Origin of the sequence: Streptomyces sp. P17 (assembly GCF_032436805.1) — a bacterium.
Classification (GTDB): domain Bacteria; phylum Actinomycetota; class Actinomycetes; order Streptomycetales; family Streptomycetaceae; genus Streptomyces.
In genome coordinates this window covers 65,568-83,358 of the sequence record NZ_JAVRBF010000043.1, presented here as the reverse complement: position 1 = coordinate 83,358, position 17,791 = coordinate 65,568, and the positions used below count along the sequence as shown (strand labels likewise).

Sequence of the window (17,791 nt, the reverse complement as noted above, 5' to 3'; positions counted from 1 at the left end):
GTCAGCCCTGCGTCAGGCCCGCCACCAGTTCGTCCGCCGCCCGATACGGATCCAGCTCCCCCGCCACGATCCGTTCCGCCAGCGCGCTCAGGCGGCGGTCGCCATGCAGGTCCCCGATCCGCTCCCGCAGCGCCGTCACCGCGATCGTCTCCACCTCGCGTGCCGCGCGGGACAGCCGGCGTTCCGCCAGTACACCCCGCTCCTCCATCCACGCGCGGTGCTTCTCCAGGGCCTCCACGACCTCGTCGACGCCCTCGCTCCGCGCCGCCACCGTCTTCACGATCGGCGGCCGCCAGTCACCCGGACCACGGGACTCGCCCAGGCCCAGCATGTGGTTCAGCTCGCGAGCGGTCGCGTCCGCGCCGTCACGGTCGGCCTTGTTGACGACGTACACATCGCCGATCTCCAGGATTCCGGCCTTGGCCGCCTGGATGCCGTCGCCCATGCCGGGGGCCAGGAGCACCACCGACGTGTCCGCCTGCGACGCGATCTCCACCTCCGACTGGCCCACCCCGACCGTCTCCACCAGGATCACGTCGCAGCCCGCCGCGTCCAGGACCCGGATCGCCTGCGGGGCGGCCCAGGCGAGACCGCCCAGGTGGCCCCGCGTCGCCATCGAGCGGATGTAGACCCCGGGGTCCGACGCGTGCTCCGACATCCGGACGCGGTCGCCCAGCAGGGCGCCCCCCGAGAACGGCGACGACGGGTCCACCGCGAGCACGCCGACCCGCCTGCCCTGCTTGCGGTACGCCGTGACCAGCGCGGACGTCGAAGTCGACTTGCCGACACCCGGTGACCCCGTCAGGCCCACCACATACGCCCCGCCGGTCAGCGGAGCCAGCGCCGCCATGACCTCCCTGAGCTGCGGGGACGCCCCCTCCACCAGGGAGATCAGGCGAGCCACGGCCCGCGGCCTGCCCTCCCTGGCCTGGGCCACCAGCGTGGAGACGTCCTGCATCACAGCTCCGTTCACTCAGAGAAAGACCGGTCAGGCCTTGGGTACCCGCACGATCAGCGCGTCACCCTGACCGCCGCCACCGCACAGCGCGGCCGCACCCACGCCACCGCCCCGGCGCTTCAGCTCCAGCGCCAGGTGCAGAACAAGACGCGCGCCGGACATGCCGATCGGGTGCCCGAGGGCAATCGCGCCGCCGTTGACGTTCACCTTTTCCGTGGACACCCCCAGGTCCTTCATTGACTGGACCGCGACCGCCGCGAACGCCTCGTTGATCTCGATCAGATCGAGGTCGGAAGCCTCCAGGTCCTCCTTCTTCAGCGCGTGGGCGATCGCGTTCGACGGCTGCGACTGAAGGCTGTTGTCCGGACCCGCCACGTTCCCGTGCGCGCCGATCTCCGCGATCCACTCCAGGCCCAGCTCCTGCGCCTTGGCCTTGCTCATCACGACGACCGCGGCCGCGCCGTCGGAGATCTGCGAGGCCGAACCCGCCGTGATCGTGCCGTCCTTGGCGAACGCCGGACGCAGCTTCGACAGCGACTCGGCGGTGGTCTCCGCGCGGATGCCCTCGTCCTTGCTGAAGACGACCGGCTCGCCCTTGCGCTGCGGGATCTCGACCGGGGTGATCTCGGCCTCGAAGATGCCGTTCTTCTGGGCGGCGGCGGCGCGCTGGTGGGACAGGGCGGCGATCTCGTCCTGCTCCGCGCGGTTGATGCCGAGGCGGGTGTTGTGCTTCTCCGTGGACTGGCCCATGGGGATGTTCTCCCACGGGTCGGTCAGACCGTCGTACGCCATCGCGTCGAGCATCTCGATCGCGCCGTACTTGAAGCCCTCGCGGGACTTCGGCAGCAGGTGGGGCGCGTTGGTCATGGACTCCTGGCCGCCCGCGACGATCACGTCGAACTCGCCGGCGCGGATCAGCTGGTCGGCGAGGGCGATGGCGTCGAGGCCGGAGAGACAGACCTTGTTGATGGTCAGCGCCGGAACGCTCATGGGGATGCCGGCCTTGACGGCCGCCTGGCGGGCCGGGATCTGCCCCGCCCCGGCCTGCAGGACCTGGCCCATGATCACGTACTGCACCTGGTCACCGCCGATCCCCGCACGGTCGAGGGCTGCCTTGATCGCGAAACCGCCGAGGTCGGCTCCGGAGAAGGACTTCAGCGAGCCCAGCAACCGTCCCATGGGCGTACGGGCGCCCGCGACGATCACCGAGGTAGTGCCGTTCGTTCCAGACATGAGGTGCGATCCCCTTCCAGCTTGCACAGCCGAGGAGTGAACGAGGGTTTACTTCGAATGTACTGATGGCACTCCGTGCCGTCACCGGGCTGTCGGTGTGATCGCTGGCACGTTGCGTAACCACCTCCGGAGCGCTGCACTAACAGCATGCTGACGCGAATCGACCACATCGGGATCGCCTGCTTCGACCTCGACAAGACCGTCGAGTTCTACCGGGCCACCTACGGCTTCGAGGTGTTCCACTCCGAGGTCAACGAGGAACAGGGCGTGCGCGAGGCCATGCTCAAGATCAACGATACGTCCGACGGCGGGGCGTCCTACCTCCAGCTGCTGGAGCCCACCCGCGAGGACTCCACCGTCGCGAAGTGGCTCGCCAAGAACGGCGAGGGCGTGCACCACATCGCTTTCGGTACGGCAGACGTCGACGCCGAGGCCGCGGACATCCGCGGCAAGGGCGTACGCGTTCTGTACGACGAGCCCCGAATCGGCTCCATGGGGTCACGGATCACCTTCCTGCACCCCAAGGATTGCCATGGCGTACTGACAGAACTGGTCACTTCGGCGCCTGTTGAGTCACCTGAGCACTGACCCTCGTACATATGGGCCGGTAGGGTTGGGGGCGGTCGCCGCTCCATGGGGGGTGACCCGGTCCCTCCGTCAAGGGTGGCACCTGCCCTTCGGGCGATCGATGCCACCCTTGACAGAGGGACCGCCGGGGACCGGTTTTCGGGGGTACGAGCGGCGGGCAGCAGCCCATGCTCCGCCGTTGATCTGACACCATTCCCCGGGGGCCCCGTTCGGCGGATGGACGGAGCTCGTATGGAGAGACTTGCGACCAGGGGACGGATGGGACCGCGCAGTGCGGGGCTACGAACGCCAGGAGCGAGAGCCGGCGGCTGACGTCGACCACCTCTCTCGGTTCGAGGCCGAGATGGAGCGGCTGAAGACCGAGCGGGAAAAGGCGATTCAGCACGCCGAGGACCTCGGCTACCAGGTCGAGGTGCTGCGCGCCAAGTTGCACGAGGCGCGGCGCACCATCATGTCCCGGCCCGACTTCGGCGGCGGTGACATCGGCTATCAGGCCGAGCAGCTGCTGCGGAACGCGCAGATCCAGGCCGACCAGCTCCGCCAGGACGCCGAGCGCGAGCTGAGCCAGGCCCGCGCGCAGACTCAGCGCATCCTCCAGGAGCACGCCGAGCAGGCCGCGCGCCTCCAGGCGGAGCTGCACCAGGAGGCGGTCACCCGTCGTCAGCAGCTCGACCAGGAGCTCGCCGAGCGCCGGCAGACCGTCGAGTCGCATGTCAACGAGAACGTGGCATGGGCCGAGCAGCTGCGCGCCCGCAGCGAGTCCCAGGCCCGCCGGCTCCTCGACGAGTCCCGCGCCGAGGCCGAGCAGGCCATGGCGGCCGCCCGGGCGGAGGCCGAGCGCCTGACCGCCGAGGCCCGCCAGCGCCTGCAGAGCGAGGCCGAGGCCGCCCGCGCGGAGGCCGAGCAGTTGCTGCGGCGGGCGCGTACCGACGCCGAGCGGCTGCTGAACGCCGCCTCCACCCAGGCCCAGGAGGCCACCGACCACGCCGAGCAGCTGCGCAGCTCCACCGCCACCGAGTCGGACGCCGCGCGCCGCCAGGCCACCGAGCTGAGCCGGGCCGCCGAGCAGCGCATGGCGGAGGCCGAGGAGGCGCTGCGCAAGGCGCAGTCCGAGGCGGAGAAGGTCCTCGCCGAGGCGGAGGCGGCCGCCGGCAAGGCGCTCAGCAGCGCCGAGTCGGCCAACGAGCAGCGCACCCGTACGGCCAGGGAGCAGGTCGCCCGGCTGGTCAGCGAGGCCACCAAGGAGGCCGAGGCGACCAAGGCGGAGGCCGAGCAGGTCGTCGCGGATGCCCGCACCCAGGCCGAGAAGGTCCTGGCGGAGGCGGCCGAGAAGGCCCGTACGATCACCGCCGAGGAGAGCGCGACCCAGCTGTCGAAGGCGGCCAAGACCGCCGAGGACGTCCTCAACAAGGCGCAGGAGGACGCGCGGAACACCACCAAGGCCGCGGCTGAAGAGGCCGAGCGGATCCGCCGGGAGGCGGAGACCGAGGCGGACCGGCTGCGCGCCGAGGCGCATGACATCGCCGAGCAGCTCAAGGGCGCGGCGAAGGACGACACCAAGGAGTACCGCGCCAAGACGGTCGAACTGCAGGAGGAGGCCCGCCGGCTGCGCGGCGAGGCCGAGCAGTTGCGCGCCGACGCGGTCGCCGAGGGCGAGAAGATCCGCGCGGAGGCCCGCAAGGAGGCCGTCCAGCAGATCGAGGAGGCGGCCAAGACCGCCGAGGAACTGCTGGCGAAGGCCAAGGCGGACGCCGACGAACTCCGCCAGAGCGCGACCGCGGACAGCGAGAAGGTCCGCACCGAGGCCATCGAGCGCGCCACGACGCTGCGCCGGCAGGCCGAGGAGACGCTGGAGCGCACCCGGCAGGAGGCCGAGCGGCACCGCGCCGAGGTCATCGAGCAGGCCGAGGGCATCCGGGAGGAGGCCGAGCGGGCCGCGCGCGAGCTGCGCGAGGAGACCGAGCAGGCCATAGAGGCCCGCCGTGCGGAGGCCGCCGAGGGACTGGCCCGGCTTCGGACGGAGGCCGAGCAGCGGGTGACCGCCGCCGAGCAGGCGCTGACGGAGGCCCGTGAGGAGGCCGCCCGGATCCGGCGCGAGACCGCCGAGGAGACCGAGCGGCTGCGGGCGGAGGCCGCCGAGCGGATCCGCACCCTCCAGCAGCAGGCCGAGGCGGAGGCCGAACGCCTGCGTACCGAGGCCGCCTCCGACGCGTCCGCCTCCCGTGCGGAGGGCGAGGCGATCGCCGTACGTCTGCGTTCGGAGGCCGCCGCCGAGGCGGAGCGGCTGAAGTCGGAGGCTCAGGACAGCGCGGACCGGGTGCGTGCGGAGGCGCAGGCCGCCGCCGAGCGGCTTGCGACCGAGGCGTCGGAGACGCTGGCCGCCGCCCAGGAGGAGGCCGCCCGGCGCCGGCGCGAGGCCGAGGAGACGCTCGGTTCCGCGCGGCAGGAGGCGGACCAGGAGCGCGAGCGGGCCCGCGAGCAGAGCGAGGAGCTGCTGGCCTCGGCGCGCAGGCGTGTGGAGGAGGCGCAGACCGAGGCGCTGCGTCTGGTCGAGGAGGCGGACCGGCGCGCGACCGAGATGGTCTCGGCGGCCGAGCTCCACGCCCAGCAGGTGCGGGACTCGGTCGCCGGGCTGCACGAGCAGGCCCAGGAGGAGATCCAGGGGCTGCGCAGTGCCGCCGAGCACGCGGCGGACCGTACCCGGCGCGAGGCCGAGGAGGAGGCGGACCGGGTCCGCGGCGACGCCTACGCCGAGCGGGAGCGGGCCTCCGAGGACGCGGGCCGGATCCGGCGCGAGGCGGCGGAGGAGACGGAGGCCGCCAAGGCGCTGGCCGAGCGCACGGTGTCGGAGGCCATCGCGGAGGCGGAGCGGCTGCGCGCCGACGCGTCCGAGCACGCCCAGCGGGCACGGACGCAGGCCGCGGACACCATCGCCGACGCCGACCAGGCGGCATCGCGGACCCGGGCGGACGCCCGGGAGGACGCCAACCGCATCCGGTCGGACGCGGCGACGCAGGCCGACACCCTCATCACCGAGGCGCGTTCGGAGGCGGAGCGGCTCACCACCGAGACGATCGAGGAGGCCGAGCGGGTCCGTGCCGAGTCGGTCGCGCAGGCCGACCAGCTGCTCTCGGACGCCACCGGCGAAGCCGAGCGGCTGCGTGCCGAGGCCGCCGAGACGGTGGGCTCCGCGCAGCAGCACGCCGAGCGGATCCGCAGCGAGTCGGAGCGGATGAAGGCCGAGGCGCTGGCGGAGGCCGAGCGGGTCACCACGGCCGCGCGCGAGGAGGCCGAGCGGACCCTGGACGAGGCCCGCAAGGCCGCCAACAAGCGGCGCTCGGAGGCCGCGGAGCAGGTCGACAAGCTGATCTCGGAGACCGCGGCCGAGGCCGACAAGCTGCTCTCCGAGTCGCAGAAGCAGGCGCTGAAGACGACCGCGGACGCGGAGTCGCAGGCCGACACCATGGTGGGCGCCGCCCGCAAGGAGGCCGACCGGCTGGTCTCGGAGGCGACGGTCGAGGGCAACTCCCTGGTGGAGAAGGCCCGTACGGACGCGGACGAACTGCTCGTCGGCGCCCGCCGGGACGCCACCGCGATAAGGGAGCGCGCGGAGGAGCTGCGCGACCGCATCACCAGCGAGATCGAGGAGCTGCACGAGCGGGCCCGCCGGGAGGCCGCCGAGACGATGAAGTCGACCGGCGACCGCTGCGACGCGCTCGTCAAGGCCGCCGAGGAGCAGCTGGAGAAGGCCCAGGCGAAGGCGAAGGAGCTGGTCTCGGAGGCCAATTCCGAGGCGGGCAAGGTCCGTATCGCCGCGGTGAAGAAGGCCGAGGGGCTGCTCAAGGAGGCCGAGCAGAAGAAGTCCTCGCTGATCAAGGAGGCCGAGGAGCTTCGGGCCGAGGCGATCCGCGAGGCGAAGCGGACGGTCGAGGAGGGCAAGCGCGAGCTGGAGGTGCTCGTGCGTCGGCGTGAGGACATCAACGCCGAGATCTCCCGTGTCCAGGATGTGTTGGAGGCGTTGGAGTCTTTTGAGGCCCCGGCGGCAGGCAAGGACAACGGCGTCAAGGCGGGCGCGACGGTCGGCGCCCCTCGATCGGGTGGCAAGCCGTCGGAGAGCTAGCCAGTCGAACCGATTCCGGTGTCTTCTGGGGCCTTTGACCAACTTTTTGGCAAGCGGTCCGACGGTTAGCCACTCAAAAGGGGTGTCATTCTCCAGATCAAACACGTATCCGCTCGATGACACACCGCTTCGGCCCCTAGGATTCCCCCTATCACCTCACCGGTCTCATTCGACAGGAACCCCATGAGCGACACTTCCCCCTACGGCTTCGAGCTTGTGCGGCGTGGGTACGACCGCGCTCAGGTGGACGAACGGATCTCCAAGCTCGTCTCCGACCGTGACAGCGCTCTCGCCCGCATCACCGCTCTGGAAAAGCGCATCGAGGAGCTCCACCTCGAAACGCAGAACGCCCAGGCCCAGGTCACCGACGCGGAGCCGTCGTACGCCGGTCTCGGCGCGCGGGTCGAGAAGATCCTCCGCCTCGCCGAGGAAGAGGCCAAGGATCTGCGCGAGGAGGCCCGGCGCGCGGCCGAGCAGCACCGCGAGCTCGCCGAGTCGGCGGCCCAGCAGGTCCGCAACGACGCAGAATCGTTCGCGGCGGAGCGCAAGGCCAAGGCGGAGGACGAAGGCGTCCGGATCGTCGAGAAGGCCAAGAGCGACGCCTCCCAGCTGCGCTCCGAGGCGCAGAAGGACGCGCAGTCCAAGCGTGAGGAGGCCGACGCTCTCTTCGAGGAGACCCGGGCCAAGGCGGCTCAGGCCGCCGCGGACTTCGAGACCAACCTCGCCAAGCGCCGCGAGCAGTCGGAGCGCGACCTGGCGTCCCGTCAGCAGAAGGCCGAGAAGCGCCTCGCGGAGATCGAGCACCGCGCGGAGCAGCTCCGCCTGGAGGCCGAGAAGCTGCGCACGGACGCCGAGCGCCGCGCTCGCCAGACCGTGGAGACCGCGCAGCGCCAGGCCGAGGACATCGTGGCAGACGCCAACGCCAAGGCCGACCGTATCCGTTCGGAATCCGAGCGCGAGCTCGCGGCGCTGACCAACCGCCGCGACTCGATCAACGCCCAGCTGACGAACGTCCGCGAGATGCTGGCGACCCTCACCGGTGCCGCGGTGGCCGCGGCGGGCACTCCGGCCGAGGACGAGCCGATCTCCCGTGGGGTTCCCGCGCAGCAGACCCGGTAACGCTCCGGCGTACAGCTGCTGAACACCTGCAAAGCCCTCTGCCACTGAGGTGGCAGAGGGCTTTGTCCCGTTTTAGCGTGGCCGCATGATCGAGCTTGAGGGGCTGACCAAGCGGTACGGCGAGAAGGTGGCGGTCAACAATCTCACCTTCACCGTCAGACCCGGGATCGTGACCGGGTTCCTCGGCCCCAACGGCGCCGGAAAGTCCACCACCATGCGGATGATCCTCGGCCTCGACCACCCCACCGCCGGTGACGTCCGCATCGACGGCAAGCACTACGACCAGCTCAAGGACCCGCTGACGTACATCGGCGCCCTGCTGGAGGCGAAGGCCTGGCACGGTGGGCGCAGTGCCTACAACCACCTGCTGTGTCTCGCGCAGAGCAACGGCATCGCGAAGCGGCGGGTGCGCGAGGTGCTGGAGACGGTGGGGCTCACGGCGGTCGCGCGAAAGAAGACCAAGGGCTTCTCGATGGGCATGGGGCAGCGGCTCGGCATCGCGGGCGCGCTGCTCGGCGATCCGCGGATCCTGATGTTCGACGAGCCGGTCAACGGGCTGGACCCCGAGGGCATCCACTGGATCCGCAATCTGATGAAGTCGCTGGCCGCCCAGGGCCGGACGGTGTTCGTCTCCTCACATCTGATGAGCGAGATGGCCCTCACCGCCGACCATCTCGTCGTCATCGGCCAGGGCCGGCTGCTCGCCGACACCTCCATGGCCGACTTCATCGCGCAGAACTCGCGCTCCTACGTCCGTGTCCGCACCCCGCACCGCGAACGGCTCCTCGATGTGCTCCAGCGGGCGGGGATGACGGTCGTACAGACCGGGAGCGGGGCGCTGGAGGTGGACGGCGGGAAGTCGGAGCGGATCGGTGAGCTGGCGGCGCAGCACCAGCTCGTGCTGCACGAACTGAGCCCTCAGCAGGCGTCTCTGGAGGAGGCGTTCATGCAGTTGACCGCGGAGTCGGTGGAGTACCACGCGCACTCGGAGATGCCCCCCGAGCAGCGGCGGGCGTGGGGCGACGGCTGGCGGAAGGAGGGCTGAGCGATGGCGACGAGTCAGGTCATCCGTTCGGAGTGGACCAAGATCAGGTCGGTGGCGTCGACCGTGTGGACGCTGTCCCTCGCCGTGGTGGTCACGATCGCGCTGGGCATGCTGATCTCGCTGCTGTCGAAGAACGAGTTCGACAACATGAACCGCGAGGACCAGCTCTCCTTCGACCCGACCTTCATCAGCTTCGCGGGCATGAGCCTCGGTCAGCTCGCGATGATCGTGTTCGGGGTGCTGGTGGTGTCGAACGAGTACAGCACCGGCATGATCCGCACCTCGCTGGCCGCGGTGCCGCAGCGCGGCTCCTTCCTGTTCAGCAAGATCACGGTGGCGACCGGTCTGGCCCTGCTGGTGGGCCTGGTCACCAGCTTCGTCACCTTCTTCCTGGGCCAGGCGATGCTCGGCGAGCACAAGGCCTCCATCGGTGACGACGGGGTGCTGCGGGCGGTGATCGGCGGCGGCCTCTACATGGCGCTGATCGCGATGTTCTCGATGGGCGTCGCCGCGATGCTGCGCTCACCGATGCTGTCGCTGGGCATCCTGATGCCGTTCTTCTTCCTGGTCTCCAACATCCTCGGCAATGTCCCGGCCACCAAGAAGATCGGCCGCTATCTGCCCGACCAGGCCGGCAGCAAGATCATGCAGGTGGTCACCCCGGTCGACAACGACACCCCGTACGGCCCGTGGGGCGGGCTCGGAATCATGGTGTTGTGGGTGATCGCCGCCCTCGTGGGCGGATTCGTCCTGCTGAAAAAGAGGGACGCCTAGAGGCTTCTGTTTTTGCCCTGTCTTGAAGGGAACCGTCAGCGCCCGGATATCCTCCTAACCCTTACGGGGGCGTGTGCCCCGCTGTCCTGAACCTTTCGATGGGTGCGGAGCATGATCGAGGCAGTCGGCCTGACCAAGCGCTACGGCGACAAGACCGCTGTGTACAACCTTTCCTTCCAGGTGCGGCCCGGGTCCGTCACCGGCTTCCTGGGGCCCAACGGCTCCGGCAAGTCGACGACGATGCGGATGATCCTCGGCCTGGACAACCCCACCTCGGGGCAGGTGACGATCGGCGGCTACCCGTACCGCAAGCTGCCCAACGCCCCCCGACAGGTCGGCGCGCTGCTCGACGCCAAGGCCGTGCACGGCGGCCGCACGGCCCGCAACCACCTGCTGAGCCTGGCCCAGCTGTCCGGCATCCCGGCCCGCCGGGTGGACGAGGTGCTCGGCGTCGTCGGTCTCCAGGACGTGGCGAAGAAGCGCTCCAAGGGCTTCTCGCTCGGCATGGGGCAGCGGCTCGGCATCGCCGGGGCGCTGCTCGGCGACCCCCAGGTGCTGCTGTTCGACGAGCCGGTCAACGGCCTCGACCCCGAGGGCATCCTGTGGGTGCGCAACCTCATGAAGTCGCTCGCCGCCGAGGGCCGTACGGTCTTCGTCTCCTCGCACCTGATGAGCGAGATGGCGCTGACCGCGGACCATCTGATCGTGATCGGACGCGGCCAGCTCCTCGCCGACATGAGCGTGCAGGACTTCATCGCGGCGAACTCCGCCGGCTTCGCGCGCGTGCGCACCCCCGACACCGAGCCGCAGCTGCGCGAGAAGCTCTCCACGGCGCTGGCCGAGGCGGGCGGTCATGTGCTGCCCGAGCAGGACGGCGCGCTGCGCGTGACCGGACTGCCGCTGCCCCGCATCAGCGACATCGCCCACGAGACGGACGTACGGCTGTGGGAGCTGTCGCCGCACCAGGCCTCGCTGGAAGAGGCGTACATGCGGATGACGCAGGGCGCCGTCGACTACCGCTCGACCATCGACCAGAAGGCCGGGCTCCAGCAGCCGCTGCCGCCGGGCGCGCAGCCGCCGATGCCGGTGCCCGGGCAGGGCCAGCCCGGCTGGTACGCCCCGCCGCCGCCCCAGCAGGGCGGTCAGCCGTTCGCGATGCCCCCGGGGCAGCCCGGACAGCCCGTGCAGCCGTCCCAGCCCCCTCAGGGCCCGTACGGCGCCCCGGCGGCGGCCCCGGCCGCTCCGGCCGCGCCCGCTGCCGCCCCGAACCCCTATGCGCAGCCCGCGCCCGCCGCCCCCGCCCCTTCTCCCGCTGTCGACACGACCAAGCCCGAGGACGCCCGATGAGCACCCCGCAGCCCCCGATGCCGCAGGCCGCCGCACCGAACTGGCAGGCGGCGCCCGGCGCTTCGTACCCCGGTTACACCTCGCCGATCCCGGTCAAGCGCACGCACCTCGGCAACGCCCTCGCCTCGGAGTGGACGAAGATCCGGTCGGTGCGCTCCACGATGTGGACGCTGGGCGTGTTCGTCGTGCTCGTCGTCGGCATCGGGCTTGCCACCGCCGCGCTGGTCTCCGCCAACGCCGCCGAGGGCGAGCTGGCGGGCGAGAACCCGCTGTCGTTCGGCTTCTTCGGGCTGCTGCTCGGCATCATGGCCGTGATCACGCTGGGCGTGCTCACCACGGCCTCGGAGTACGGCACCGGGATGATCCGTACGACGATGACCGCGTGCCCGAGCCGTGGGCGGGTGCTGATGGCGAAGGCGATCGTGTTCTTCGTGGTCGCGTTCTCCGTCACGCTGGCCTCGGCGGTGCTCGTCGCGCTCGCGGACGTTTCCATGCTGAGCGACGCCCGGGAGCCGACCAGCTCGGAGTGGCTGAAGGGCACGGTCGGCGTCTCGTTCTACATCGCGCTGATCGGCCTGCTCTCGCTGGTCGTCGGCTCGGTCATCCGGCACTCCGCGGGCGCCATCACCATCATGATCGGCCTGGTACTGGCCCCGCTGGTGATCGCGCTGTTCATGTTCTCGCAGTCCCTGGAGGACCTGCGCCAGGCGCTGTTCGAGTACTCGATCCCGAACCAGCTCAGCGTCTTCTACTCGCAGTCCCTCACCGAGACCGGCCCGTCCGGCTGGGACCCGCTGTGGATCATGCTCGGAGTGACGGCGGCCGCCTTCGCCGGGGCGTACGCGCTCCTGGAGAACCGGGACGTCTAGAACTTCGGCGCGCTACGGGACCGCTGCACCCGCGTGGTGCGGCGGTCCTTCGCGTTCCAGCAGGACTTGTGCCAGTGCCTGCGGTCGTCCACGCCCGAGTGGGCGGGCCAGGCCACCACGTGCGGAACACCGTCGGGGATCAGCTGGTCGCAGCCGGGGCAGCGGTACGACTTGCCCTGCGCGCTGGCTCCCGCCACATGCCGTACGTTCCAGCCCTCGCCCTGCCACTGTTCCGACGTCTGCCAGCCGCCGTACCGGCCGGTGCGGTCGTCCTCGGCGCTCCTGCCGGACGGGGCCGACGCACCGCCGGCCTTGGGTCGGTTGCGACGCGGGGACACGGGACACCTCACGGGGCTATACAGGGAGCAGGGGCCGTGTCCAGCCTACGCGGCGCGGACCCGGGTACGCGTAGGCCACCAATCGTCACAAGTCCCCTTCCGCGGCGCCTCATTCTGCAGACAATCCGCAAATCCCTCCGTCAAGCCGTGTCCTCGGCACGTGTCAGACGGTTATGCCGAGTGGGGGAGCTCCGCGTCGGAGCCAAGGAAGCAGGAAAAGGCAATGCGCGTTGGAAGTTTCGTGTTGGCGGCCCAGTTCCCGGGGCAGGGCCAGGGGGAGGCGCTGCACCGCGCGGTCCGCTCGGCCGAGGTCGCGGAGGAGGCGGGTCTGGACTCGGTCTGGCTGGCCGAGCACCACTTCGTGCCCTACGGCACCTGTCCGTCGGCGATCACCCTGGCCGCGTTACTGCTCGGCCGCACCCGCCGGATCCAGGTCGGCACCGCCGTCAGCGTGCTGCCCACCGCCCACCCGGTGGCCCTGGGTGAACAGGCCGCGCTGCTGCATCTGACGAGCGGCGGGCGCTTCTCGCTGGGCGTCGGGCGCGGTGGGCCCTGGGTCGACCTGGAGGTCTTCGGCTCGGGTCTGGACGCCTACGAGACGGGGTTCCCGGAATCACTCGATCTGCTGGTGCGCTGGCTGCGCGAACCGTCGGTCGCGGCCTCGGGCGAGCGCTACACCTTCCGCGAGGTCCCTGTCGTCCCGCGCCCCGCGGAGTCCCTGTCGGGCGGGCCCGGACCCGAGGTCGTCCTCGCCTGTACGTCGCCCGCCAGCGTGCGGCTCGCGGCCGAGCGCGGGCTGCCGATGCTGCTCGGGATGCATGTGGGCGACGAGGAGAAGGCGGAGATGGTCGCCCTGTGGCGGGAGCACGCGCGCGCGGCCGGACGGACGCCGGAGGAGATCCGGGCGGCGGGCCATGTCTCGGCCGGCGTCTGCCAGATCGCCGACCGGCGCACGGACGCGGCGGAGACCCTGCTGAAGGCGATGCCGGGCTGGCTGAAGCAGGGCCTGGAAGCGCATGTGACGGTGGACGGCCGTCATCGCGCGATGCGGGACCCGCTGGCCTACACCGAACTGCTCTGCGGGCTGCACCCCGTGGGCACCCCGCGGCTGTGCGCCGACCGGCTGGCGGCGACCAGCGAGCGGACCGGCATCTCCCGCTTCGCCCTGCTCGTCGAGGGCTCCGGCGACCTGGCCGCCACGGAGGAGAACGTACGGCGGCTGGGTGCCGAGGTGCTCCCGCACCTCGGCTGAACGGGCCTGCCCGGCCGGAGGCTTGCCGCCCGGTACTGAATGCACCTCCCGCGTACGGAGCGGCAAGCGAACGGCTCTCGGGTCAGCAGTCCCGGAGCTCCGGCGACTGGTTCAACAGCTGGTTGCGCACCGAGGTGAAGCGGGCCAGCGTCTCGTCGACCGAGGAGTCCAACGGGAACACCGCCACCCGGTGGCAGTTCTGGAAGGCCAGCCGCACACCGAAGTGCCGCTGCAGCGCGCCGCGTATCGCGTCACTCGCAAGCGCACGCAGCAGCTGGCCACGCGCCTGCTCGCCCGGCGGGGGCGTCTGGTTGTCGGCGAACTCTCCACCGTCGACCTTCAGCTGAGCCACCAGGGAGCTGATCATCTCCCATGCGTAGGGCAGGGAGGTCCGGACGCAGTCGACGAAGGCGGCTTCGTCGACCTCGCCTCGCTCGGCCTGTTCCAGTAGGGCCGGTGAGACGTCGAGCGACATGAGTTCTCCTCTCGCACCCCCGAACAACAGGGGTTGCCGGACAGGGACGGGAATTCACGTCCCGAACACGCTGCGTGCACGGTCCGCGACCTCCCGTTTACCACCGTAGGCAACCGGCCGTGACGGCACCAGAAGAATGCGTACATGGACAACTCTCAGTAGGCACACAATCGGCCAATACCGAACAGGGGTCTTCCAGATCAAATGGGGCGGCCCGCAGGGCCTCGGTTGAGGGCGGCGGTGGGAGACGGGTGGGCGAATCGCGTGCACACCGGCCCGTCGAGTAGCGTTGCCGACCATGCGTCTCGTCATTGCCCGATGCTCCGTCGACTACGCGGGCCGGCTCACCGCCCACCTTCCGTCCGCACCCCGTCTGATCCTGGTGAAGGCGGACGGCAGTGTGTCCATCCACGCGGACGACCGGGCCTACAAGCCCCTGAACTGGATGTCTCCGCCGTGCTCGTTGAAGGAGGGCACAGGCGAGGAGGACGGCGTCTGGACCGTCACCAACAAGGCGGGCGAGAAGCTCATCATCACGATGGAGGAGATCCTCCATGACTCCTCGCACGAACTGGGCGTCGATCCCGGCCTGATCAAGGACGGCGTGGAAGCACACCTTCAGGAACTCCTCGCCGACCGCATCGAAACGCTGGGCGAGGGCTACACCTTGATCCGGCGCGAGTACATGACGGCCATCGGCCCGGTGGACATCCTGTGCCGCGACGCCGACGGCCGAACCGTCGCGGTGGAGATCAAGCGCCGGGGCGAGATCGACGGCGTGGAACAACTGACGCGCTATCTGGAGCTCCTGAACCGCGACCCCCACCTGGCGCCGGTGAAGGGCATCTTCGCGGCCCAGGAGATCAAGCCCCAGGCCAGAGTCCTCGCGACGGACCGCGGAATCGGCTGCGCGGTCCTCGACTACGACGCGCTCCGGGGCACCGAGGACGACAAGCTGCGGTTGTTCTGACCGGCGGTTCTACGACGACGAGGGCCGGGTCCTGCAAAAGGACCCGGCCCTCGTGTGCCGTGCGGTGCCTCAGATCACCTCGGCCGAACTGCTGGGGCTGCCCGCCTCACTGCTCTCCGGCGCGCTCGCGGAGCTGCTTGTCTCCGCGGGGGCGCTGGACGTGGCGGGGCCACTGGCCGAGTCGGAGGTGGAAGGTGTCGTGGACGGCTCGGTCTCGGTCGGAGTCGGGGTCGGGGTCGGAGACGTCTCGGTCGGCGTCGGCGTCGGTGTCGAGGACGTCGGCGGCTTCGACGTCGGCGGCTTCGACGACGAACTCGGCGGCTTCGTCGGGGTCTTGGTCGGGCTGCTGCCCGGTCCGTCCGTGCCGCTCGGATCGTCCGACGGCTCCGCCGTCTCCGTGGGCGTCGGATCGTCCGACGTGCCGTACGAGCCGTCCGGCCCCGGATCCGTCGGCCGGCTCGTCGCCGTGCCCGTGTCGCCCGAGCCCTCGCCGTCGTCCGCCGTGTCCGCGCCGAGGCTGTCGTCACCGGCACCCTGGCTGGCCGACGGGTTGACACCCACCTGGTCGGACGGGTTGCCGGTCTCGCCGTCGGAGGTGGCGCCGAGAGTCACCACGGTGCCGAGGACGGCCACCAGCAGCGCCCCCGCGCCCGCCGCCACGAGGTTCCGCTTGGCGAGGCCCTTCAGACCGCCCCGGGCCTTGCGTGACGGACCCGGAGCCGAGCTGCGGTGAATGACGAGCGCCGGGTCGCTCGGGGGCTGCTGCAGGGGCGGGAACGCCGCCGGGATGCCGCCGGGTGGCGACTGCGACTCCTCGTAGCGGGCGCCCGACACCTCGTCCCCCGCCGTCGCGCCGGCGCCTGCCGCCACGATGCCGACACCGGGCGTGTCCCCGGTGCGATCGGCGACCAGCGCCAGGGCGCGGCGACCCGCGACGGTGCCCCGCTTGTCCGCGAGGGCGCCGCGCAGGCCGATGGATGCCTCCAACTCGGCACGCGCCCGGTCGTACTGTCCGCCGCAGAGCGCGAGGATGCCCAACTCATGGTGGAAGTAGGCCTGTTCACTCACGCCCCCGGCGAGCCGCGCGGCCTCCGCACCGGCCCTGAGCACCCGCTCCCAGGCGCTCCAGTGCAGCCCCGCGGCGAACGCGGGCGCGGCGGTGCGGGCGAGCAGGATCGCCGGGCTCTGCTCCCCCTCCTCGGCGGGCGGGGCGGTGGCGGGTGCCAGCACGCTCAAGGACGCGAGCAAAGCGTCCGCCTGCTCGCACACCCGCTCCGGGGTGACCGAGGGGTGCCCGGCCCACCAGGCGTAGTGCTGGGCGGCGGCCAGGGCACCGGCCTCGACACCGTCGGCGTATCCGGCGGCGGCGAGCTGGGTGCGTACTCCCGCCGCGAGGCGGTAGCGGGCGCCGACCGGCGAGACCAGACCGCACGCGGCCAGCTCGCCGAGGGCGGCGTCCGCGTGGGTGTCGTCGACCAGGGCCGGCAGATGGGCCTGATCCGGCATCTCACCGCCGAGCGCGACAGCGATGCGCAGGGCGGCACGGGCGGAGGCACTGAGCCGGGAGGCGAGCAGCGGGGCGGGCGCGGCCGCCTCACCGAGCGCCGGCAGCGGTATCTCGACGCCGTCCTCGGCGTCGAAGGGCACATCGAAGGGCGCGTCGACGGGCAGCGCGTCCTCGAAGACGCCGTACTCGTCGACGGCACCGGCCCCGGCCCGCAGTTGGTCGCGCTGGCGCAGCAGGGCGCCCGCCTGGACGAACCGCAGGGGCAGGCCCTCGGACTCGAACCAGAGGTCGCCGGCCCAGTTGGCCTCGTCCTCGGTCAGCGCACGGCCGACGGCCCGCTCCAGCAGGTCCAGACCCGCGGCGCGCTCCAGGCCGCCGAGGAAGATCTCTTCGAGCGCGGAGTCCGCGGACGGCGCGGGCACCTCGGGGGTGGCCGCGATCAGGAACGCGCACTCGGGCGTGGCGTCGAGCAGTTCGTCGAGGGCGGCGCCGCCGATCTCGATGTCGTCGAGGACGACGACCGCGCCGATCTCACGGACGCAGGCGAGCAGTTCGTCCCGGTCCGGGCGGTACAGGGGTGCGTCGTAGACGGCGTGGAGAAGGTCGTACAGCAGATCGCTCGCCGTGCGGTGGTAGCCGCTCAGGCGGACGACCCCGTCGGGGGCGAGATCCGCGCAGTCCTCGGCGACGACGTCGAGGAGGCTGGTGCGGCCTGATCCGGCGGGGCCGGTCAGGCGCACGGAACGACCGCGCGCGAGCAGTCGTACGAGCCGTTCGCGCTCCTCCTGGCGGGCCAGCAGGGGCAGTTCCGGCTGCGGTGGTCCGGGCGGCACCGGTGGCCTGGCCGCGCGGTCGGCCTCGGCGCGGGCGGCCGCGGTGAGCTTCGCGGGCCGGGTCGGCCGTTCGCCGGGCGGGCAGGCCTCGATCTCACTGCCGTCGACCGGATTGACGGTGAGCAGGAAGTCGCCCGAGACAAGCTGGACGGTACGGGCCAGTGCGGGCGTGTGCTGTCCGAAGTCGGGTGTGAGGGGGTCCCTGGGCGGGCGCTGACGCGGCGCGTTTGCGTCGTCGTCGTGGCCGTACTCCTCGGGTCCCCGGTTGTTCGGGTCCATAGGTTTCAAGCCCCCAAAAGCGTCGTGTGCCGAAGCCCCTCCCGGCCTTGCTGCACACCGCGCTGTCGCTTCTGGTCCGGGCCC

At 71.2% G+C, this 17,791-nt stretch carries 14 protein-coding genes; 9 read left to right on the top strand and 5 right to left on the bottom strand.

Annotated features, from left to right (window positions below; translation table 11 throughout):
* Position 1: 1 nt before the first annotated feature.
* A complete protein-coding gene (gene meaB / locus RMT89_RS26460) occupies positions 2-958 on the bottom strand; it encodes a methylmalonyl Co-A mutase-associated GTPase MeaB (RefSeq protein WP_315886285.1) in 957 nt (318 codons plus the stop codon).
* A 30-nt stretch (positions 959-988) separates the two neighbouring features.
* Positions 989-2,191 carry an acetyl-CoA C-acetyltransferase gene (locus tag RMT89_RS26455; RefSeq protein WP_315886284.1) on the bottom strand — a complete coding sequence of 401 codons (1,203 nt, stop codon included), beginning with the start codon at positions 2,189-2,191 and terminating at the stop codon, positions 989-991.
* A 147-nt stretch (positions 2,192-2,338) separates the two neighbouring features.
* Between RMT89_RS26455 and mce the strand changes: the two genes are divergently transcribed.
* The 7 genes from mce (at position 2,339) to RMT89_RS26420 (ending at position 12,053) form a co-directional block, all read left to right on the top strand.
* Entirely contained in the window at positions 2,339-2,779 is a 441-nt protein-coding gene (gene mce, locus RMT89_RS26450; protein ID WP_315886283.1) for a methylmalonyl-CoA epimerase, read from the top strand.
* 271 nt (positions 2,780-3,050) lie between these two features.
* A complete protein-coding gene (gene scy / locus RMT89_RS26445) occupies positions 3,051-6,899 on the top strand; it encodes a polarized growth protein Scy (protein ID WP_315886282.1) in 3,849 nt (1,282 codons plus the stop codon).
* Positions 6,900-7,082: 183 nt separating this feature from the next.
* Positions 7,083-8,018 (top strand): cellulose-binding protein, encoded by a 936-nt coding sequence (locus tag RMT89_RS26440; RefSeq protein ID WP_030046672.1) that lies wholly within the window; start codon positions 7,083-7,085, stop codon positions 8,016-8,018.
* Between the two features lie 85 nt (positions 8,019-8,103).
* The gene (locus tag RMT89_RS26435) at positions 8,104-9,063 is read left to right on the top strand and encodes an ABC transporter ATP-binding protein (protein WP_315886281.1); all 960 of its coding nucleotides are present in this window, start codon (positions 8,104-8,106) and stop codon (positions 9,061-9,063) included.
* 3 nt (positions 9,064-9,066) lie between these two features.
* Positions 9,067-9,837, top strand: a complete 771-nt coding sequence (locus RMT89_RS26430; RefSeq protein ID WP_315886280.1) for an ABC transporter permease — start codon at positions 9,067-9,069, stop codon at positions 9,835-9,837.
* A gap of 111 nt (positions 9,838-9,948) precedes the next feature.
* Complete coding sequence (locus RMT89_RS26425) at positions 9,949-11,184, top strand: ABC transporter ATP-binding protein (protein WP_315886279.1); 1,236 nt, start codon at positions 9,949-9,951, stop codon at positions 11,182-11,184.
* Positions 11,181-12,053: an ABC transporter permease gene (locus RMT89_RS26420; protein WP_315886278.1), complete on the top strand. Its 873-nt coding sequence runs from the start codon at positions 11,181-11,183 to the stop codon at positions 12,051-12,053. The genes RMT89_RS26425 and RMT89_RS26420 overlap by 4 nt, the downstream gene beginning before the upstream one ends.
* On the opposite strand, the gene RMT89_RS26415 is transcribed toward RMT89_RS26420, so the two are convergent.
* Entirely contained in the window at positions 12,050-12,391 is a 342-nt protein-coding gene (locus RMT89_RS26415) for an ATP/GTP-binding protein (protein WP_315886277.1), read from the bottom strand. The genes RMT89_RS26420 and RMT89_RS26415 overlap by 4 nt on opposite strands.
* Before the next feature lie 223 nt (positions 12,392-12,614).
* On the opposite strand from RMT89_RS26415, the gene RMT89_RS26410 reads away from it, so the two are divergent.
* The gene (locus RMT89_RS26410) at positions 12,615-13,643 is read left to right on the top strand and encodes an LLM class flavin-dependent oxidoreductase (protein ID WP_315886276.1); all 1,029 of its coding nucleotides are present in this window, start codon (positions 12,615-12,617) and stop codon (positions 13,641-13,643) included.
* A gap of 82 nt (positions 13,644-13,725) precedes the next feature.
* Here the strand turns inward: RMT89_RS26410 and RMT89_RS26405 are convergent, their stop codons facing one another.
* Positions 13,726-14,118 carry an SCO5389 family protein gene (locus RMT89_RS26405; protein WP_315886275.1) on the bottom strand — a complete coding sequence of 131 codons (393 nt, stop codon included), beginning with the start codon at positions 14,116-14,118 and terminating at the stop codon, positions 13,726-13,728.
* 298 nt (positions 14,119-14,416) lie between these two features.
* Here RMT89_RS26405 and nucS point away from each other — a divergent pair, with 298 nt between their 5' ends.
* On the top strand, positions 14,417-15,088 hold the full coding sequence (gene nucS, locus RMT89_RS26400; protein WP_315886274.1) for an endonuclease NucS: 672 nt from the start codon (positions 14,417-14,419) through the stop codon (positions 15,086-15,088).
* Positions 15,089-15,157: 69 nt separating this feature from the next.
* Here the strand turns inward: nucS and RMT89_RS26395 are convergent, their stop codons facing one another.
* Complete coding sequence (locus RMT89_RS26395) at positions 15,158-17,707, bottom strand: ATP-binding protein (protein WP_315886273.1); 2,550 nt, start codon at positions 17,705-17,707, stop codon at positions 15,158-15,160.
* Positions 17,708-17,791: the final 84 nt, after the last annotated feature.